Annotated in this window: 18 protein-coding genes; 8 read left to right on the forward strand and 10 right to left on the reverse strand. The window is 43.8% G+C overall.

The genetic code is table 11. From position 1 onward, the window contains the following. Window positions 1-180 precede the first annotated feature (180 nt). The 4 genes from DXX94_RS17840 (at window position 181) to DXX94_RS17855 (ending at window position 4,986) form a co-directional block, all read left to right on the forward strand. A complete protein-coding gene (locus DXX94_RS17840) occupies window positions 181-2,121 on the forward strand; it encodes a TonB-dependent receptor domain-containing protein (protein WP_116017978.1) in 1,941 nt (646 codons plus the stop codon). A 55-nt stretch (window positions 2,122-2,176) separates the two neighbouring features. After that, complete coding sequence (locus DXX94_RS17845) at window positions 2,177-2,947, forward strand: response regulator transcription factor (RefSeq protein WP_116017980.1); 771 nt, start codon at window positions 2,177-2,179, stop codon at window positions 2,945-2,947. After that, window positions 2,944-4,269, forward strand: coding sequence for a histidine kinase sensor domain-containing protein (locus DXX94_RS17850; protein ID WP_116017982.1), 1,326 nt, complete (start codon window positions 2,944-2,946; stop codon window positions 4,267-4,269). Before DXX94_RS17845 ends, DXX94_RS17850 begins: the two co-directional genes overlap by 4 nt. 168 nt (window positions 4,270-4,437) lie before the next feature. Continuing rightward, window positions 4,438-4,986 carry a PepSY domain-containing protein gene (locus DXX94_RS17855; protein WP_116017984.1) on the forward strand — a complete coding sequence of 183 codons (549 nt, stop codon included), beginning with the start codon at window positions 4,438-4,440 and terminating at the stop codon, window positions 4,984-4,986. A 16-nt stretch (window positions 4,987-5,002) separates the two neighbouring features. Here the strand turns inward: DXX94_RS17855 and DXX94_RS17860 are convergent, their stop codons facing one another. From DXX94_RS17860 to DXX94_RS19695, 5 genes are all read right to left on the reverse strand, one after another. Continuing rightward, a complete protein-coding gene (locus DXX94_RS17860) occupies window positions 5,003-5,614 on the reverse strand; it encodes a uracil-DNA glycosylase family protein (protein ID WP_116017986.1) in 612 nt (203 codons plus the stop codon). Window positions 5,615-5,673: 59 nt separating this feature from the next. After that, the gene (locus DXX94_RS17865) at window positions 5,674-5,898 is read right to left on the reverse strand and encodes a helix-turn-helix transcriptional regulator (RefSeq protein WP_220348133.1); all 225 of its coding nucleotides are present in this window, start codon (window positions 5,896-5,898) and stop codon (window positions 5,674-5,676) included. A 6-nt stretch (window positions 5,899-5,904) separates the two neighbouring features. Beyond that, window positions 5,905-6,363: a hypothetical protein gene (locus tag DXX94_RS17870; RefSeq protein WP_116017990.1), complete on the reverse strand. Its 459-nt coding sequence runs from the start codon at window positions 6,361-6,363 to the stop codon at window positions 5,905-5,907. A 156-nt stretch (window positions 6,364-6,519) separates the two neighbouring features. Beyond that, complete coding sequence (locus tag DXX94_RS17875) at window positions 6,520-7,056, reverse strand: PEP-CTERM sorting domain-containing protein (RefSeq protein ID WP_116017992.1); 537 nt, start codon at window positions 7,054-7,056, stop codon at window positions 6,520-6,522. A gap of 84 nt (window positions 7,057-7,140) precedes the next feature. Next, window positions 7,141-10,230: a S8 family serine peptidase gene (locus DXX94_RS19695; RefSeq protein ID WP_116017994.1), complete on the reverse strand. Its 3,090-nt coding sequence runs from the start codon at window positions 10,228-10,230 to the stop codon at window positions 7,141-7,143. Window positions 10,231-10,638: 408 nt separating this feature from the next. Here DXX94_RS19695 and rsuA point away from each other — a divergent pair, with 408 nt between their 5' ends. The 3 genes from rsuA (at window position 10,639) to DXX94_RS19600 (ending at window position 12,519) form a co-directional block, all read left to right on the forward strand. Beyond that, a complete protein-coding gene (gene rsuA / locus DXX94_RS17885) occupies window positions 10,639-11,331 on the forward strand; it encodes a 16S rRNA pseudouridine(516) synthase RsuA (RefSeq protein WP_116017996.1) in 693 nt (230 codons plus the stop codon). 240 nt (window positions 11,332-11,571) lie between these two features. Next, the gene (gene lepB / locus DXX94_RS17890; RefSeq protein WP_116017998.1) at window positions 11,572-12,258 is read left to right on the forward strand and encodes a signal peptidase I; all 687 of its coding nucleotides are present in this window, start codon (window positions 11,572-11,574) and stop codon (window positions 12,256-12,258) included. 132 nt (window positions 12,259-12,390) lie between these two features. Beyond that, on the forward strand, window positions 12,391-12,519 hold the full coding sequence (locus DXX94_RS19600; RefSeq protein ID WP_258872208.1) for a hypothetical protein: 129 nt from the start codon (window positions 12,391-12,393) through the stop codon (window positions 12,517-12,519). A gap of 200 nt (window positions 12,520-12,719) precedes the next feature. Here the strand turns inward: DXX94_RS19600 and DXX94_RS17895 are convergent, their stop codons facing one another. The 3 genes from DXX94_RS17895 to mfd all read right to left on the reverse strand — a co-directional run bounded on the left by DXX94_RS17895 (window position 12,720) and on the right by mfd (window position 18,254). Continuing rightward, window positions 12,720-13,010, reverse strand: coding sequence for a DUF1244 domain-containing protein (locus DXX94_RS17895; RefSeq protein ID WP_116009965.1), 291 nt, complete (start codon window positions 13,008-13,010; stop codon window positions 12,720-12,722). Between the two features lie 4 nt (window positions 13,011-13,014). After that, window positions 13,015-14,673 carry a CsiV family protein gene (locus DXX94_RS17900; RefSeq protein WP_116018000.1) on the reverse strand — a complete coding sequence of 553 codons (1,659 nt, stop codon included), beginning with the start codon at window positions 14,671-14,673 and terminating at the stop codon, window positions 13,015-13,017. 74 nt (window positions 14,674-14,747) lie between these two features. Continuing rightward, entirely contained in the window at window positions 14,748-18,254 is a 3,507-nt protein-coding gene (mfd, locus tag DXX94_RS17905; RefSeq protein WP_116018002.1) for a transcription-repair coupling factor, read from the reverse strand. Between the two features lie 130 nt (window positions 18,255-18,384). Between mfd and DXX94_RS17910 the strand changes: the two genes are divergently transcribed. Continuing rightward, on the forward strand, window positions 18,385-18,990 hold the full coding sequence (locus DXX94_RS17910; RefSeq protein WP_116018004.1) for a DJ-1/PfpI family protein: 606 nt from the start codon (window positions 18,385-18,387) through the stop codon (window positions 18,988-18,990). A 5-nt stretch (window positions 18,991-18,995) separates the two neighbouring features. Here the strand turns inward: DXX94_RS17910 and DXX94_RS17915 are convergent, their stop codons facing one another. Then, window positions 18,996-19,961 (reverse strand): enoyl-CoA hydratase/isomerase family protein, encoded by a 966-nt coding sequence (locus DXX94_RS17915; RefSeq protein WP_116018006.1) that lies wholly within the window; start codon window positions 19,959-19,961, stop codon window positions 18,996-18,998. 105 nt (window positions 19,962-20,066) lie between these two features. Then, entirely contained in the window at window positions 20,067-20,573 is a 507-nt protein-coding gene (locus tag DXX94_RS17920; RefSeq protein WP_116018008.1) for a PaaI family thioesterase, read from the reverse strand. Window positions 20,574-20,713 lie beyond the last annotated feature (140 nt).

Below are 20,713 nucleotides of genomic sequence, written 5' to 3' on the forward strand. Positions count from 1 at the left end.
TTCTTTAGATGTTCAGCCCGTTATCTTGAAAACAAGATAACGGGCTTTTTTCTTTCTATCAGCTTAAAAATCACGCAAAAAACTATCTAAAACGGCATTTTTGTAAAGAATGTAAAGTTATTTAGTTATGTAAATGGCAACCATTATCATTCGCACCAATTTGTTGGAGGAGTAAATTGTATGACTAAGATGTTTCAAGCCAGCAAAGTTGCATTTTGTGTTGGTTTAGCTGTTGCAGCGAGCAGCAGTGCAGTGTTTGCGGAAGACATAGCGGACACCAGTGATATTGAGAAAATTGAAGTTACAGGCCAGCGACTTCTTGGTGTCGACGTGGTTGACTTAAGTGATATTCGCAAAAAACAAGCGAATGATTTAGAAGATATTTTCCGAGGCGAACCAGCCATTACTGTTGGTGGTTCATTTGGTATTGCTCAGAAAATTTACGTGCGCGGTATTGAAGATACTAATTTAAATGTCAGCGTTGATGGCGCTACACAAGCTGGTTACTTGTTCCACCATCAAGGTCGCTTGTCGATTGAGCCTGAAATGTTAAAGCATGTTGAAGTAAAAGCTGGTGCTGGCTCAGCATTAGATGGCCCAGGCGCACTAGGCGGTGCCATTCGATTTGAAACTAAAGATGCTGATGATTTGCTAGACGAAGGCGAGAACTTCGGCGCCTTATTAAAAGCAGGTTATTTCAGCAACACCAGCGGCACTAAATTAAGCGGCAGCTTTTACGGCCGTGTTAACGACAACTGGAGCGGCTTATTGATTGTTGGTAAAAACGACACCGACAATATCGAAGACGGCAACGGTAACGAGCTGCAAAATACTAAAACCAATCAAGACTTAGGTTTAGTGAAAATCAATGGCCGCTTGGCAGAGTATCACGAACTTGAGCTGAGCCACGAAATTCGTAACGACGACGGCATGCGCAATGTTCGCCCGCATTTTCTTAGCGCCGGTTGGAACCCAGCGAACGAGCAGAAAAGTCGCCGTGAAACCTCTACCGCAAATTACTTCTACGCACCTGATAGCAATTTAATCGACTTATCGGTAACGCTTTACAAAACTGACAGCTACTTAACCCAAAATGAGGGTAATGATAGCCGCGACGGCGCTGGCGTCGAAAGCACAGGTTTTGATCTCCGTAATACTAGTGAGTTGGGTACGCACCAATTAACTTATGGTGTTGACCAGCGCAAAGATACTGGTTGCTACATTAACGGCAGTGACGTTGATGAAAAAGCGAAAGTGGTGGGCGTTTACTTACAAGATACAATTGAGCTAAGCGACAGCCTAACCGTAAGCTTAGGTGCTCGCTACGACGACTACGAGCTTGACGATGCTGACGGCCAAAGTTTTGATTCATCAGGCCTTAGCCCAAACATTAGCGCACTATACCAGTTTGATGACCATTGGTCGGTAAGAGCGAGCTACTCAGAGGCCATTCGCGGCCAGAAAGTTAAAGAAGCCTACTTAATTGGTTACCGTTCTAATGCGGCTGACTTGAGAGAAGAAGAAGCAACTAACGCTGATTTGATGCTTGCCTATGAAAATGAAGGCTTAATGTTAAGCGCGCAAGTCTACGACAGCCGAGTAGACGACGTGGTTGGTACTGTTCGACGTGCCGATGGTCGATTCTTTGCTAATGCTGGTGAGTTAAAAACGACCGGTTACACCTTGAGCGCGTCACAAAAATGGGACCAAGTTGAAGTTGCAGTAAACTACTCTAACAATGAGCCAGAGCTTGATGGCGAGCCATTAAACGACAGCGATTTAGGCTTAGGTACGGCATTTGGCGATACCTTGACCATTAACGCTAACTATGTATTTGACGGATTAGACTTAGAGCTTGGTTGGAACGCGCGTTTAGTGAAAAGCTTAACCGATGTGCCTGAAGGTAAACCTAATAAGCCTGGCTATGGCGTTCACGATATCTACTTAGAGTGGTATCCAACAGCGGATGATAGCTTGTCGGTTAACTTGAGTATCAACAACGCCTTTGACAAGCAATATTATGATCATGGCACCTATGGTTACAGCACTAGCTCAGAGCAGTACCTTGGCCTTGCTGAGCCAGGTCGAGATGCTCGTTTGACGGTTAGTTATAAATTGTAACCGGTTATTGAACACCATAACACAAAGCGTATGATCACCCGTCATACGCTTTTTTATGATGAGCAATCACTCGCGCAAAGCATTGTATAGCCAAGCACAACCACAGATAGAGAACACCATGCCAGCCAGTATTTTAATCATTGAAGATGACAAAGTTGTCAATGAGCTGATCACCAATAACTTGCGTGCCAGTAAATATCGAGTGGTGTCGTGTTTAGATGGCAAGCAAGGGATGGATTTCGCCATTGGCCAAAACTTCGATTTGATTTTACTCGATATTATGTTGCCGACTATGGATGGTCTGTCTGTACTAAAGCAAGTGCGCAAGCAAAGTTCGACTCCTGTGCTGATGCTAACCGCCCTTGGCAATGAGCAAGACCGCATCGAAGGTCTGCGTTTAGGGGCGGATGACTATTTAGCCAAACCTTTTAATATGGAAGAGCTAACGCTGCGAATTGAAGCGATTCTGCGCCGTTACCAGCACAGCCAACAACCGCTGCAAGACAACTCGCCAAGTTATCGGGCACTGAATAAGCGCGTGCCAGAGCTAACAGCCATTGAACTTGATATTGCCAAATTGCTTGCTGAACATGCGGCAACTGCACTGAGCAAACCCTATCTTTATCAGGTGATTCTGCATAAGGAATTTGGTCGTTACGATCGTACGCTTGATATGCATATTTCCAATATTCGCAAGAAATTCAAGCGTGCGGGTTTAGATCCGGCAGTGATTAAAACCGTACACGGCAAAGGCTATATGTTCACCCATTTGCCGGACTTTTCCCTCAGCAATACGGATATGCCAAATCAATCAGGTGACGCATGAAATTGAAGCTGTTCTGGAAAATTTACTTTAGCATTGCACTGAGCAGTGTTTCGCTGGTTTGGGGCTTGTCATATTTAAGTGAACAAGTAGAGCGCAAAATGAGTTATATTTCGCCAGCCGATCAAGCTCAGCTCATCGCTTATGGCCAGCAAGCGAAAGCAGTTTTTGAAGATAACCCTGCGCAACTTAGCGAGTGGGCTAATTGGGTTGAGCAGCACGAACAAACGCGGCTAGTTGTGGTGCGTATGGAGCCTAACTGGTTACAAGGCCAAGAGCATGCTGACTATATTGGCGAGGAAGTTAATTTCGGCCGTGGTGTGCACTGGCCCATTCATTTAGAGCACGAGCAAAACCCTATTATTGACGTGCCAATAGGTGTACAAGATTATCATTTACTGATCCAACTGCCACAGCGCATGCGCCCGGGTGCCCATTGGCAGCTGATCCATTTGAGTATTACCATATTGTTGCCACTGCTATTAGTGGCGGTACTAAGCTACTTTATTTATCGCCATATCATTAAACCGCTAGAGGCTTTGCATACAGATACTACGAAATTTAGGGCGGGTAACTTTGATACTAGGGCGTCGGTAAATGCCGCTAATCGACATGATGAAATTGGCCAACTTGCGCTCAGCTTTAATCATATGGCAGACAGCATTGCGGAGCTACTAAGTAGCCAACGCCAGCTGATCGCCGACATCTCACACGAGCTGCGCACGCCGATCACTCGTTTGCGCTTAACACTAGACAGCCAATACCAGCCAGCGCAAATGTATGAGCGTATCGAGCGAGAAATTAACTGCATGGCCGATCTGGTGGAAGATACCTTAACGCTCGCTTGGCTCGACAATGAAAAACCAGAGCTTAATCAAGAAGACGTCGATCTGGTCGCCTTAATTGAAAGCATTGCCGAAGATGCCAAGTTTGAATTTCCAAATCACCCGCTAGCGTTGGATTTACCAAGTGAATGTATGGTTTGTAACAGCAATCACCGCGCATTGGGACAGTCGATTGAAAATATAGTGCGTAATGCTATGAAGTATACGCCAATTGACGCGGGCATTCGCATTATTTGTCGCCAGCACGAGGGCCAAGTGCTTATTGAGATCAAAGACCAAGGGCCGGGTGTACCAGCGGCGCAACTCGAAGATATCTTTAAGCCTTTTGTTCGCCTCGACAAATCGAGGGATCGCGACAGTGGCGGCTATGGTCTAGGCCTCGCATTAGCTAGACGCCAAATAAAAGCGGTCGGCGGCAGCTTAGTGGCCAGTAATAATCTGCCACATGGCTTGGTGATGACAATTAGCCTTAGCCCGTGATGTTATGTCCATAACTGGTGCCCATGACCGTGTAACACTATCTACCTGAATTGCCGTTCTTAATTCAGTAACGACATATCCCCAATTTACACAACGATTACCGCAGAAAGGCTGTTTTGCTTGGCAGTCTTGAGTATTTTATTAACTAAATAAGAGTAATAATTACCTATGAAAGCAAAAATCCGTTTGTTATGGATGAAACTCCATGCCTATTTTTCTTGTTTCTTCTTGCCTTTGACCTTAGTTTACATTGTCTCCGGTGTGCTTTATATGTTCGATATTACCGGCGAGGTGAAACAAGAGTACAGCTACCCCATAGCCGTTAAGGAGTGGCCTAAAAACGAGGAAAGTGCCGCTCAAATTGTGGTTCCTTTACTTGCGAAATACGAGCATTTATCACTACCTGACGACTATTCAAAGCGCGGCGGTGGTCATAACTGGTATGGACAAAAGCAACAAGTATCACTAAAGCTCGACAAAGAAAATCAAATAAGCCAATTGATAGTTAAAGAATATGATGTTTGGCGACAAATGTTAATGATTCACAAAGGCCATGCAGGTTATATTTTCTGGCTATTGGGGATTTTGTTTGGTGTTAGTTTAACTTTTAGTCTAATTAGTGGTGTTGTTATTAGTTTGCAATTACCGCAGTTGAAAAAGCAGTCAGTAGTGATGCTGGCGGCAGGCACAGTGACCTTAGTTGGACTGTTTATTTAGCGCTAGCTGCCACATGCTAATTAGTTATGGCTGATAAAACCCGTTGTTTTAGCAGAGGAAGTACTTCCTGCTCAAACCACGGGTTTTTCTTTAACCAAAGATTATTGCGAGGGCTTGGGTGAGGTAGGGCAATGACCTGATGGTCAAACAGTAGTTCGTAACGTTTAACGATTTCAGTTAAGCTTTTCGCTGAGGCGATACGATCGCCAATACTTGGCGTTAATCTCGCTAAGTGCCAATCGAGCGCGTATTTACCTAAAAGGATCGTTAACTCGATATTTTTCATCTCAGCCAGCAAAGGTTCACGCCAAGTTTGTGCGCACTTAGGGATTGGCGGCAAATCCCCAGATTTTCCTTTACCCGGATAACAAAATCCCATCGGCACAATGGCAAAAATCTCAGGGTTATAAAACTGCTCAGGATTGACGCCCAACCAATCCCGCAGACGTTCACCACTTTTATCATCAAAAGGGCGACCTTTGTCATGGGTGACTTGCCCTGGTGCTTGTCCTGCCACCAAAATACGACTGTGCTGACTGGCTTGCAAAATAGGTTTAGCAGGCAGGGGCAATTGCTCTTGGCATAGTGTGCATTGCTCAATTTGGGTTAATAGCTGAGTTATCGTCATTATTGTTTAACGTTGAAAGTTTAATTTGCTATTTAGCGGTGCCGCTTTCAGTACTAATATCATTCAATAGCCGCTGCAGATTGGTATTGAAAAACATCACTAATACCAACATTAAAAACATCGGCTATTTTAAAGGCGACTTCCAGAGATGGTGAATATTTGTTTTTCTCAATCGCGACTATCGTTTGCCTTGATACCCCGACAGCGTCAGCTAAGGCTTGCTGTGTCATTTCATTGTGATTAAAGCGGAGCCTGCGGATATCGTTAGAAATTGTTTTTTTCATTATCGGTTAACAGCCTCTCTGATATAGCCAAATTTGTCGAATACTTTTGGCGCAATCGCTGATCAGAAAGCCAATAAATAGAAAATGTATAAAATTAACCGAGTCGGTAACCGAGGCAATCGCGAATGGTTTAGTCGACAGTGAGCCACCCCACCACCAAATTAGCAGCAATGCCATAACCAGCGTTAATCCAAAATAACCAGTTTGATCGCCATATAGGCCAATAAGCTTGTCGCGTTCATCATCACCTTGCAATGCATCTTTATGGTTGATGGCGGCAACAATAACCATTAACACGGCAAAAATAACACCACAGGTGATCAAATTTTGAATAACTAGGTTAATGATTTCTGCTTCTTCTACTGGCTGCTTACTCACTAGCTTATTAGTGCCTAACAAGTAAAAGCCGAGGATCAGTAAGTTTGTGACAATTGTTAGCAGTGAAACTTTCATCTTAAATGGCATTACGAATTCCCTATGTAAAAAATATTAGACATAGATAACTTAGTTGTTGGATAAATAAATGTCAAATATATTTAACATTATGTAAGCTATTCTAGATATGATTTCATAAAAAAAGGAGCATATATGCTCCTTTTACTTGTGGGCAACACCCTTCAGTTATTGCGCGCGGCGACGTATTCTCAACATTGCTAATGCAGATAAGAATAGGGCAGCCATTGCTGGCTCAGGAATAGCTTGTCCAAAACTAATATCGCCAGTAAATGCAATGCCATTAACATCTTCACCTGCGACAAAACCTGGACCAAACTCTAGACTAAGGCCGCCTGATTCTAGGAAGGCTTCTAAAATATCAATACCGCCAAGTAACTCAGTTGGATCAGCAAGAAATGCGAGCGGCCCCAAAGGGTCAACGTCATCTAGTGAACTAAAAGTGAAAGCACCAAAGGTGACTTCGAAGAAAAAGTCACTGTCGATTGCCGTTGAAATATCACCAAATCCATTCGGATCTAAGTTTGATGGGTTATAAGTTATTGAGCCGACAACACCAGAAAAACCATCTGCGATACCAAACAAATTGCCAGGTTCAGCAACTACGTTATCAACAATAATATCTTGCATAATTTTGGCTTGGCTTGTTGCGCTGATAAGCATCAACATAACGGCAGCAATTATTAGAGAGATTTTTTTATTCATTTTATTTCCTCATTAATTATAAATAGAGCTTATTCTGTCGGTAGAGCGCAGCATATGCTGCGCTACTGAACCGAAATTACTAACTTATTGGCTAGACAAGTCGATTAATGTAAAGCCTATGTCTGTGCCATCTTGGTCAACAAGGGAAACACCACCTAAGTAGTTTTTACCTGCTGCTAGGTTTCTAAACAGCATGTACATACTTGCTGTTCTGCCATTTCTAGCTGCACGGCGAATTAAGGTGCGCATATTGCCGTTATCAGTATCAACTTGATACACATTCAGTGGGTAATCGGTCACACCTGAGCTACCTGCGTTCCAAGCATGTACGTAAACACGATAACTGACGCCGTCATCAATGCTTTTCGGTTGTACAAGGGTGATAACTTCGTTAGAGGTAGCGGTAGTTGATGAATCAATCTCTTCGCAACTATCTTCACCTGTACACTCAAATAGGAATAAGTCGAGATCTGCATTAACATCAGACAGCTGGGCATTTTGTAGCGTAAAGCGAATAGCTTTAGTTGATGCAGGAAGCTGGAAGTCGTGAATGCCTAATCCTGTATCGCTTTCATCAAAGCTTTGATCCGGATCTTGCGTTGCTTGACCTGGCAATTGCTGAGGCTCTTGCATACCGTGGCTTTGCGCATATATTTCGCCGTCATAGTAGAATTGTACTGGCATAATAATGCGATGGTTAGCGCTACTAAAACTGTCAACCATTTCTGCAGCAATATCGATTGCTGGTGGTTCAACTGGCTCGACAACGATTGGGCTGTACACGCTATTGGTACCGTTTGACCAAGTAATGCTGCCAAAAGCGTATTGGTCCCAAACTGCCTGTTGATTCTGTGCTAATAGCAGTCTGTATGCGACTGTATCATCTGCTGGGATAGTCATTGAGTTGGTGGTTACCCACGCGCCATCAACAAATACTTGAACAGTTACGTCAACGCCTGTCGGAGCGACAACGTTTGCTGTGTATGTTGATTCACTGCCCGTAACATCTGTTGCATATCGGATTGCTGCTTCTGGTAAGCCTAATTCTGAAACAGCAATTGACGGGTGGTTAAAGTTACTACCTGGCAAATAACCGAAATCAGGTAAAATGCCACAAATACCAGCAATGCCTGTCGTGTTGTTCATAAAGTTTTCAATGAAAACAACTTCGTCATCTTTACCACAAACAAAGCCTGCGTAGTCAAACTGGTTAGCGTCATAAATAAAGCCCGGAGAAACTGCTGCATTAGGAACTACATGCCCTGAGCCAAAATCAAGTGAATCGCCTGGCGTGCTGCCGTCTTCTTTTAGCACATTTTGTCTTGCTGTTGTCATAATTGCTGAGCGCATTGCTGCAGGACTCCAACTAGGATGTTGCTCTTTGATAAGCGCTGCGATGCCCGCAATATGAGGGCTAGACATTGATGTACCTTGAAGGTATTGGAAGGTATCACCAGTTACATTTGCTGCTAGTATTTGTAACCCTGGAGCAGTGATGTCTGGTACTAATAAATCAGCATCAGCGAGACTTGGTCCACGAGAGCTAAAGTTAGCCATAATGTTTCCAGTGACACTACTTTGCGTTTGAAGACTTGCAGAGAAGGTTACGTTAACATTTTGACCACCCGTTAAATCTGCAGCTAGTGCTAAGCCATCTGTATTTCCTACCATAAACGCAGGAATTGTTGGAGCAGGGCTAATTGTGCCTCCCATCGCAAATGGGGCGCCACCAGGCTGGTTGTTGTACACGATGACACCAGTTGCACCAGCCGCCTCAGCATTGGCGATTTTAGTGGTAAAGCCACACGAGCCACGGCTAACTAAGGCAATTTTTCCCGCTATATCAGCTGGGTTTGTGAACGCACTACAGCCTTCAACGGGTAATGAGGCGGCGATATCTTGAGTAAGGTCAGGTAAACCTGACATTGCTGGAGTAAAACTCGCTTCAGCTGCGATTAATGTTGTGCCTGAAAGTGAGCCAGAGTTAATTTGAACACCCTGTGCAGGCACTGTACCATCGTAAGATGAGGCGCCAACATTGGTAACCCAAGGTACAGGCATACCTACTGTGCCAGCACCTGGGCCATCGTTGCCCGCCGACGTAGCGACAAAGACACCACCATTAGTTGCTGATAAAAATGCAACTGCTGGAGAGGTCATTAAAAATTCTGTGCTACCGCTGATAGAGTAGTTAATCACGTCAACACCATCGGCAACCGCTGCCTCGATAGCTGCTGAAGTATCACTGCTAAAACAACTACCGCGGGTGTCACCACCAATCACAAAGTCCCAACAAGCTTTATAAGCCGCGACACGAGCACGCGGTGCCATACCACGAGCAGCACCAGCATCTTGCCCGTTTACTATGGAATTGCTAAGCGCGTTACCTGCTGCTGTTCCCGCAACATGTGAGCCATGGCCGTCAATATCACGTGGTGAAAAAACCTCATAATCAGCAAAGTTAAGGCCTGCGTTTGCTAATGCTGCGCTAATACCTGCATTGAAGTATTTCGCCCCAATGAGTTTGTTGTTACAGGCAAATGTGTTGTCCGTATTAATATCACAAGAACCATTCCAACCCTGATCAGCGCCAAATGCTGAGTAGCCGGTACCATCAAAACTTGGGTGATTCGGGTTGATACCTGAGTCAACAATACCAACCACAACATCTTCGCCTAAGGTGCCAGTGTCATGAAGCCCACTAGGTGTGGTCAAATTTAAAAATTGAGGTGTATTAGCCGTGTCTAACGTTAACATTTCGTCAGGCCAAATATGGAGTACATCTGGATGATTTTTAAGCGCTTCTAACTGTTTATCAGTTAATTTAACCGTGACGCCATTAAAAGTGTGACCGTACTGATACACAGGTTCAGGTAAACTTGATGACGAAATAAATGCTCGTTGTTTTGCGTGCAGTTGAGCTACATAGCTACGATTGGTTTCACTCTGGGCATTGTATCTTGCTTGACTAGCTGGCACTCCGCGGCTCGGAATGTCAGCGGTTGCCATTGCATTATCAATCGCTGAAGGGTCTTTAAGTTGGATAATATAAAGCCCTTTGAGCTTAGTTTTTACTTCTTCATCAGTAGCAGGGTTAGGTGTGGCATAAGTGGTACTTGCTATTAAGCCAGCAGCCATAACGAAGCTAGCACAAACGGTATTGCGATATTTCATTATGTTTCCTTTTATCTTTATTGTGGTAACTGAAACTTGAGTACAATTTGCTTTTAGTGAAGCAAACGCCTGTCATCACTCATCACATTTCAGCAAAGAACCAAAAGCAATTTTTAATCCAATTGTAAAAACTATGTAAACAATGTGTATTTATTATGTTTTTTAACGGTTTGGTCGCTTTATGTTCAAAAAAGAAAAAAGGAGGAGGCAACAAAGATGTAAATAAGTTTGACGTATAGACTGGTTAACATTTATGTAAATATTTTTATACGACAATTGAAGAAACATAATATGGTACAATAGTTTAATTATTAGCTTAGAAGTACGAGTGTTTATCTATCACCTGTATTTTTACTATTTAGCTAGTGAATAACTGTAAATATTTATGACAGAGGCCATGCAGAGTTTGTGAGACTAGATAAATATATTTGTAAAAGCACTGAGTTAACCCGTAATGAAGCGAAGAAGCTGCTTAAAAGTGGCGAAGTGCGGGTTGATAGTGAAGTAATTAAAAATGGTGCCTTTAAAGTTGCAGATGGTGCTGAGGTGACAATCGAAGGTGAGCAGTTAACTCTTATTGGTCAACGCTATATTATGATGAATAAGCCGCAAGATACGATTTGTTCAAACGTTGATGAAGTGCACCCTTCCTTGCTGCATTTTTTAGAAATTGATCGTGCTTTTGACCTGCATATTGCTGGCCGGTTAGATGCTGATACTACGGGCTTAGTGTTAATTACCGATGACGGTAAATGGTCGCACAATATTATCTCGCCAAAAAAGCAGTGTGAGAAAACATATCGCGTTTGGCTAGCCGAGCCAGTCACCTATGAGGTTACAGAAAAGTTTGCGGAAGGTGTTCAATTACATTGTGAAAATCAGCTCACTCTGCCAGCCAAGCTTGAAATGATTGATGAGCGAGAAGTGCTGCTGACTATAGTTGAAGGTAAATATCACCAAGTTAAGCGGATGTTTGCTGCAGTTGGTAACCATGTTGTGGCACTGCATCGTGAGCGTATTGGCGGCATTACTTTAGATGACGATTTAATGCTGGGTGAGTGGCGTTACTTAACCGAGCAGGAAATAGCTTTGTTTCTCTAGCACCTAGTTAATTTTCCCAGATTCGCGAAGCATACCAGCCAAATGTTACAAAATATTATGATGCGGAACTTAATGGGAGTGATTGAGTCTTAAACTCAAGTATTTAGCTCAGTATTAATGTCAATAAATAGTGCTGCTAGCTGATTGATTAAAAATACGATTTTTATAATCACAGTAGTTTTTTGCTAGTGTTTTAAATTCTAACAATCACAATCTTTCGTTGTTTAAAAAGGACTCGTAATGACTAGGAAACTTGGCTCTTCTTTTAAGGTATGGTTCAAAGAAAACCGTTCACTTTTTGTCTTTATCGCATTAATGTGTGTGTTTCGAAGCGCAGTGGCAGATTGGAACGATGTGCCTACCGGCTCAATGAAGCCGACTATCGTTGAAGGTGATCGTATTTTTATCAATAAAATGGCCTATGACTTACGGGTGCCATTTACCCATATTTCACTAATGAAAACCGGTGAGCCTGCTTATGGTGATATTGTTATTTTTGACTCAAAAGCCGCGGATAATCGCCTGGTTAAGCGGGTGATTGGCTTACCCGGTGATACCGTGTCGATGATCGACAATCGCGTATTTATTAATGAACAGCCGTCAAACTATAAAATAGTCGATACTTCAAATACAGTTAATGACTATATAGAGCAGCCTAGCCATGCAAGCAGCAAACAGCACTTTGTTCGCACTTCCCACACTAAACGAGCGTTTGATAGTTTTAACCAAGTTACTGTGCCTGAAGGGCATTATTTAGTATTAGGCGATAACCGAGATAACAGCGCTGATTCACGCTTTATTGGCTTTGTACCTCGCGGTGAAATAGTGGGTAAAAGTGAGCATGTTGCTTTTTCAATGAACTATGACAACTATTATTTACCAAGATTAGAGCGCTTCTTTAAACCGCTTGATCCTGAACAAACCTAGGGCTAATTGATAACTAAGAGTAGCTAAGCAACTTAGCTATGACAGTATCGCAATGGAAAAGGAATACTTGAACTGAAACATTCGAAAGGGAGCGATTAGATGAGGGCGTTGGTGATAGTGCTCTGCGGAGTTATGGCTGTTATTTGTTATTGGCTTGGCTTCGACAAGGGCATTTTGTTAGTAGTAGGCGCTGGTATGTTGTTCGAGTTTTTATTTTGGCTAGGGCTAATGGGTTGTGAAGACCAAGACTTCGGTAGTTAGGCCGATTGCCAAATTTATGGTGTCTTACGAAGTTCACTTTATGCTCATTGTTTGATGCACTAAAAAACAGGAGCAAGCTCCTGTTTTTATTCTCGTAATTTAGTGTCCTAATTTAGCGAGTTAACTCTTGGATTTAACTTATTAAGCTATTGTTTTGAATTTAACCCGTTAAGTTATTTCTTTGGGTTTAACTCGCTAAGCTATTTCTTTGGGTTTAACTCGTTAAACTTTGCCAACTGCTCTGGCGTGGCTGGTGTTTGGTGCTTTTCTTTCCACTCGCTGTACGGCATACCGTAAACACTTTCACGTGCAGTATCAATATCTACTTCCACGCCTAACTTCTCTGCTTCAGCAACTGTCCACTTAGAAAAGCAGTTACGGCAAAAGCCAGCTAAGTTCATTAATTCAATATTTTGCACGTCTTTGCGGCTATCTAAATGCGCTAATAAACGGCGAAATACCGCTGCTTGGATCTCAATTTCTTTATCCATTGTCTTACTCATTCTCTGTCTTGGTTTCTGGTACTGGTGGTTTATATCGACGAATTTGCACCACCATACCCATATACGGGTGATCGAAATAGTGTACTTCTTTGCTGATCACACGTTTATTCTGGCTAAACGGGATCAGTTTATAAGTAAATTTATCCGTGTTAATCGCTTGCTGGTTTGCCTGTTTTTCAGCGAATTCATCTGCTGCGTAAGGTACTGCGACGTTAAAGTCTGCGGTGATAAACAAATAGTGATTAAGGTGAAGTCTAAACAGGCCATCAAGCAGCCAATCTTGGTTTGGCGCTGTAGGCTCAACTAATGCTTCTTCTGCCGCCAGTTGCCCCTCTACTAGTAGGCTTTCACCACTATTTTCATCTAAACCTAGCGTGCTAGTGTCTGGATTATCGATATCTGCCAGCACAGATTCCAGCGTAAATGCGTCTTCATCTAGTTGCTGATAAATGCTTGCCAGTAGTGCCGCTTGTTGATTATTGCTAGCAAGTTCCGCGTTGTTGATGTCATCAATCGGGCTCTCATCTGCTGATGATAATTGCTCAGCCAATGCTTTTAACGACAATTGTGATTGATAATCAGCTTTTGCTTGGCGATATTGCTCTTGGTAGTGGTCACCGGTAAATAAACGAATGGCTGGTTCTAGAGCAGGCTTTTTACGATTGGTGAGAGGCTGTCGCCAACCAAGGTGTAGCAAAGGTTTAAAATTCTTGCTGCGTCTAAGCTGTAGCGCGATATCTTTTAATTTTAGTGAGTCGGCATCAATTAAATACGGGGCGTTGCTGTAAACAAATTCATTGCCATCAACTCGGCCTGAAAAATTATCTATCGGAATAACAACTGAGTCTTTGTTATTGGCAATTTGGCTTAATGCATAGTAATCGCTAATTGTACTTTCAGCATTGGTGATAATTGGCTGGCACAGTGCCTGTTCTGAAGTAGTAACTTGCTGGTAATCAAATACAAGTTCAGGTGAATCAAATGTTTGTTCTGCGTCAGCAACTGAGATTAATTCTTGCTCAGTAAGCGGAATAAACGCTTCAACTAACCCTAGGTCATTTGAATTTGTCTCGATCGAGTCTGGAGACTCACTAACACCATTACTAACAATACTTTCTTGTTCATCGATGTCGGCTGCTAGACTATTTTCACCTTCTGAAAGCAGCTGGTTGCTAAGTTCATCATCTACCATTATTTCGGGCAGTGTTTCGGGTATAGTAGCTTGCTCAGCCTGAGCTAAAGCTGCTGAACCCAACTCCGGTTCTTCCGTTGGTAACTGTTCAATTTCATCTAACGATTTTGCTTGATGTAGTGCAGGCAGGCTGACTTTTGCTTGCCAGCCCGGCGCATATACTCGACCTTCACAACTTGGCAGCAGCAGCTCCAAAGTTGAGGTATCAGGTTGCAGATAAGGTGTTAGCAAGTCGATAACTTGGCGATAGCGTGGCAGTGACGCTTGACCAGAAAAGTTCTCATTGAGCTGCGCTTTGTCGCCAAGCTGACTAAACAAGATCACCTCAACTTCAAACCAGCGTTTGTCGATTTTTCTAGCCGCAAAACTGGGGGCGCTTAACAGCATAGCCGCTACAGGCAAGAGTGCACACGTTGGCTTAATTATTGTTTTGAGCTGCGCTAATTTCTTGTTGAGCATACTACTTGGCTAACCACAGGCTTGTTGCAAACAGAGGCAAAGTTATCATCATAAAGCTATCATAACAGAGCTTACTAGTGCTTGGTAAGCTCTGCTAACACATTGTTTACTAGGCCAAAGCGTTGAGCTGCATCTTCGGTAGCTTTAACAATTTTAAGCTTGTTTGCCCCTTCCATTTTAAACACCTTGGGTTGTTGCTGAATTAGCCCGATAATTTTCATTGGGTCGACTTGCGTGTTATCACTAAACTCAAACGAACCAGAGCCAGCGCCCACTTCAATGCGCGAAATCCCCAAACCCTGTGCTTTTTGCTTTAACTTGGCAATATGAACAAGGTTTTTGGTAGCTTGTGGCAATAGGCCAAAGCGGTCGATCAGCTCTACTTGAATTTCGTCTAACTCAGTTTTGTCTTTACAGCTCGCGATACGCTTGTACAAACTCAGACGCAGGCTGACATCGAAAATATAATCTTCTGGTAGTAGCGCAGGAATGCGCAAGTCCACTTCGGTTTGTTTGGCGGTAATATTTTCCAGTGACGGCTCTTTACCAGCTTTAAGCGCGGCAACCGCTTCATCAAGCATTTCCATATAAAGGCTAAAGCCGACTTGGCTCATTTGGCCGCTTTGATCTTCACCTAATAGTTCACCGGCGCCGCGAATCTCTAAATCGTGGGTGGCTAGCGTAAAGCCTGCGCCTAGATCTTCCAGTGAGGCAATCGCTTCAAGGCGTTTTTTCGCATCTTTGGTCATGCGTTTTTCATGTGGCGTGAGCAAGTAAGCGTAGGCTTGATGGTGCGAGCGACCAACACGGCCACGCAGCTGATGCAGCTGGGCAAGGCCAAGATTGTCAGCTCTGTCCATCATAATGGTGTTAGCGCTTGGCACGTCGATACCGGTTTCGATGATGGTAGTACACACCAATACGTTAAAACGTTGGTGGTAGAAATCGCTCATAATGCGCTCTAGATCGCGCTCACGCATTTGACCATGAGCGGTAACCACTTTGGCTTCTGGCACAAGCGCTTCAATATCGCGAGCGGTTTTTTCAATGGTTTCAACATTGTTGTGCAGGAAATACACCTGACCACCACGCAGAATCTCACGTAAAATTGACTCGCGAATTAGCGCATCTTCACGCTGACGAACAAAGGTTTTCACTGCTAAGCGTTTCGCTGGTGGCGTGGCGATAATGGATAAATCACGCATACCGCCCATTGCCATATTTAAGGTACGTGGAATTGGCGTTGCGGTTAAAGTCAGAATATCAATATCGCTGCGCAGGCGCTTAATTTGATCTTTTTGCTTAACGCCAAATCTGTGCTCTTCATCAACAATTAGCAAGCCTAAATCTTTATATTTAATGGTATTTTGCAGTAACTTATGAGTGCCAATCAAAATATCAATTTGGCCGCTTTCTACCTTTTCAATCACCGTGTTTTGCTCTTTCGCGGTTTTAAAGCGCGACAGTACTTCAATGGTAACAGGCCAATTGGCAAAGCGATCACGGAAGTTTTCATAGTGCTGCTGGGCTAGTAACGTAGTTGGTACTAACATCGCCACTTGCTTGCCATCGTTAACGGCTACAAAGGCGGCGCGCATTGCTACTTCAGTTTTACCAAAGCCAACATCACCACACACCAAGCGATCCATCGGTTTGTGATCTAGCATATCACCGACCACGGCATGAATGGCTTGCTCTTGATCGATGGTTTCTTCAAAGCCAAAGCTGGCGGCAAAGGCTAAGTAATCTTCTTTATTGCGCTTAAATTGATAACCTTGCTTGCTGGCACGTTTAGCGTAAATATCCAGCAGCTCAGCTGCTACGTCTTTAACTTTTTCGGCAGCCTTGCGCTTAGCTTTGCTCCACGTATCGTTACCCAGTTTGTGCAGTGGTGCTTGCTCTGGATCGTTACCCGAATAGCGGCTAATTAAGTGTAATGACGCAACAGGCACGTAGAGCTTGGCGTCATTGGCGTAGCTCAATGTTAAGAACTCAGTAGTTAAACCGCCCGTATCAATGGTTTGCAGGCCAAGGTAGCGCCCAATACCGTGGTCGATATGCACCACCGGCTGGCCGGGGCTGAGCTCTGCTAAATTTTTGAAAATTGCATCCGCTTGATTGTCTTGCGCTTTGGCGCGGCGACGCGTTTGCTTGACGCGATCGCCGAGTAATTCCGTTTCGGTAATTACCGCAATAGCCTGCTTATTGCCGTCCTCATCTAACGTGAAGAAAAAGCCATTGGTAAGGGTGTTAACGGTAATAGCGGTTGCAGTGTCGCTCTCGATAAACTCGTCAAGCGATTCAACACTTGCAGGTTTGATATCGTGGCGCTTTAACAGTTCAAGCACACTTTCACGGCGGCCTTGTGATTCAGCCACAAATAAAATACGCGCTTTTTTATGCGCGGCAATAAAGGCATCTAAGGCGGCAAATGGTGTTTTTTGTTGATGATCAATCGCCAACTCTGGCAGCGCTTCACAGTTAAATAAATGCTGTGATGGCTTTTTACGCGGTGGTCTTGGCTCAGAAACTGTGACGCGGCCAAAGGGTTTTAATGCGCTAAATAGTTCTTCTACCGATAAAAACAGCTGTTCGGGTGGCAGCAGTGGTCGCGTTGGGTCGTAACGTCGGTCGTCGTAACGGTATTCAATATCATGCCAGTATTGGCCAAGTGCTTGTTCAATATCACCCATCACAAACGGCAGGGTATTTTGTGGCAGGTAATCAAATAGTGTATTGGTTTGCTCGAAAAACAGTGGCAAATAATACTCGATGCCCGCTGGCATAATGCCATTACTGACTTGGTGGTAAACCGACTCTTTGTCTATCGTGCTTTTGAAGTTTTCGCGATATTGACTTCTAAATAAGTTAATGCCGTCTTGATCGGTTGGAAATTCATGAGCTGGCAGTAAGTTAATCTCTTCAACCTTGTCGCTAGAGCGCTGAGTATCTGGATCAAACAGACGAATTTCTTCTATTTCATCATCAAAAAAGTCCAAGCGAAATGGTTGGTTACTGCCCATCGGGAACAAATCTAAAATAGCGCCACGAGCAGAAAATTCACCGTGCTCCATCACTTGGTCAACATGGCGATAGCCACTTGCTTCAAGATCTCTTTTCAGCTCAGGTAAATCTTTACGATCGCCTTTTTTCACGAGTAGCACATTGGCATCAAGGTAAGCTTTCGGTGCTAGTCGTTGCACTAACGTGGTCACAGGCACGATGACAATGCCGTGCTCCATACGCGATAAATCGTACAATGTTGCCAAACGCTGCGAAATAATGTCCTGATGCGGCGAAAAGCTGTCGTAAGGCAGGGTTTCCCAGTCGGGAAACAAGCAAATACTGAGTTCGTTTTGGCTGTCTAAACTCAATAATTCATGCTCAAGTCGAATCGCACTTGGGGTGTCGTGAGTAATGATTAAAAACGGTTGCTGGCTGCCTTTTTGCGAATTTTTTGAAGCATAGTAAAGCGCCACACTGGCACTGGAACCTGGTAGGTTAACCCATTCTTTTTTATCAATTTTGCTACTTGAATTTTCGGTAAGTGACGGGGTCAGCAGACTAGTAAAATTACTCATGAAACCTGTATAGTGGATTGTCGAATTGATGGAAAAATTTGAAGCGCTAGTGTAACACGCAACTCGCTATTCTCAACTAGCGTAGTGGTTTACGTAACTAAGTAGCGCACGGTTTGCCTAGGAGGTGCATTTGAACATTGGTATTTATATTTATGATAACGCAGAAGTACTGGACTTTACTGGCCCGTTCGAAGTCTTTACCACTGCCGAGCGCATTAGCGATACATCAGTATTTAATACGTTCTTGATTAGTGAACAGGGCGGCTTGGTGACGGCTCGTGCGGGTTATCAAGTAATGAGCCAATACAGCATTGATAATCATCCTAAGCTAGATATCCTGATTGTTGTCGGTGGTGTTCATAACGACGAAATGCAAAAGCAAGATGTGATTGATTGGATTTCACACCAACACAAGCTAGCAAAGTTCACAGCTTCGGTCTGTACTGGTGCATTTTTACTGGCACAAGCTGAGGTGATTACTAACCATCAAGTAACGACCCATTGGCAAGATATTAGCGAGTTGAGCGCCTTATTTCCGAGCCTTACTGTGCGAGAAAATGTTCGCTGGGTCGAGCAAGGTAATATTCTTACCTCAGCAGGTATTTCCGCTGGGATTGATATGAGTTTTCGACTAATTGAACTTGCTCTGCGAAACCAAAGTTATGAATTTGACGGAATTGAGTTGGCAGCACGTACTGCTCGGCAAATGGAGTTTGAACGGGCAAAGACGCCATAGGTTAGTTACTCCTCGTTAATATCGCTAGCTTCTTGATGGTCAAACGCCACGTTTATTGTCTTACCCCCAACTTGACTAGCTTGCTGGTTTTGATAAGCTTTTGCCGCTAGGTCAGTGCTGGCGGTATCAACAAAAGCAACTTCATCTTGTGCTAGCGCTTGGCTAAAGCTTTGTTTATGCCCTTTGTGAATACCTTGCTTAATATAGCTAAGCGATAACGGCGATTTTCTTGCGAGTTTTTCGGCAAGTTGACCACTGGCCTCGGCTAGTTCAGCTTCGTCAACTGCTTGATAGATAAGCCCTAATTGCTCTGCTTCGTCAGCAGTTAAACGGCTACCTAACATACTTAGCTCAATTGCTTTGGCTTCACCAATTAGTCTTGTGAGGCTATGCATGCCTCCTGAGCCCGGCATTAGGCCGATGAGTGATTCAATTTGGCCAAGGTAGTAATCCCCTCTTGCCATCACGCGAAAATCACAGGCCATTGCTAGCTCCATACCAAAGCCTTGGGCGTTGCCACCAATTGCCGCAATCACCAGTTTTTGACTATTTCTCACTTGCTGTAAAAAGCGATTTACCCGCGCATAAGTCAGTGTGGTTTCAATAAAGTTATATTTCGCGGCGCGGTCGATAACATTTCGCACAGAGGGAAAGCGATCAAGGCGCACAATGGCTTTTGACAGTGCCATGACCAGACGGACGGATACTGGGAACAAGGGGCCGGTTAGTGCTTTGATTTTTCTCACTTGCTGCATATGTTGATTGATTTCATCCAGCGAGTAATGAGTAATAAAATAGCCGGGCGATGAGTTCGTCAAAATGATCACGCGCACTTGCGGGTCACGCGCTAGTTTCGAGAAAGCTGCTTGAATGGCTTCTAACAGCTCAAGGGTCATAAAGTGGTGCTCAGGGCTGGTAAAGGCAATCGTCGCAATATGATTGGTGATATGGGTGTGAACTTGAATACTCATGATACTCGTTAGGAAATATAGTTTTGCTTATGTTGCAATTTAATCACGTAGCAATTTAATTACGTAGCTATGCAGTTATTTAGTTAGGCGGCAGCAGCAAGTGAGCTACCGAATGATTTTGCAAGTGCAAGAAGCATATGCATAGAGCTTACCCTCATCATCCACTAGCTTGCCTTCTGACACTCCGAGTGATTTTGACATATTGATGACCTGACTTTCCGCGTAAAGGGTTTTACCCACAGGAATCGGGCGCATCATTTTTACGTTAATGTCGATGGTGCCGTAGCCTTCCCCCGGCTTGAGCATAGTATGAACCGCACAGCCAGTGGCAGAATCAAGTGCAGTGCAGGCAAAGCCGCCATGTACGCCGCCCATCGGATTTAAATGCTGTGCTGAGGCAGTCGCTTCAAATTTTACATAGCCCTCGCGCACTTCAACCAAATAAACGCCCATGGTGTCAGCAATGCTTGGTGGTGGTACTTGCTGATTAATTAAGGTGGTAAGCAGCTCTAAACCACTAAGTTTACGTGGGTCAACGGCTTGTTTGTTTTCAGCTTTGTTTTTAGTGATAGAATTTTCAGCTAAAGAAGTGTCGATTGTGTTGTTTGCCATGCGCTAAGCCAATTGTTTTCGTTGTTATTTTTTAGACAAGAAAACTTAGCTTAAATCAGTTGAATGATTTGGCAAGAGTTTTTGTTTATGGGGGGCTGTAGGAAGAGGCTTGGGAGTGGATAAGTCACTGGCTTGATAGC

The sequence above is a fragment of the Thalassotalea euphylliae genome (assembly GCF_003390375.1).
Taxonomy (GTDB): Bacteria; Pseudomonadota; Gammaproteobacteria; order Enterobacterales; family Alteromonadaceae; genus Thalassotalea_F; species Thalassotalea_F euphylliae_A.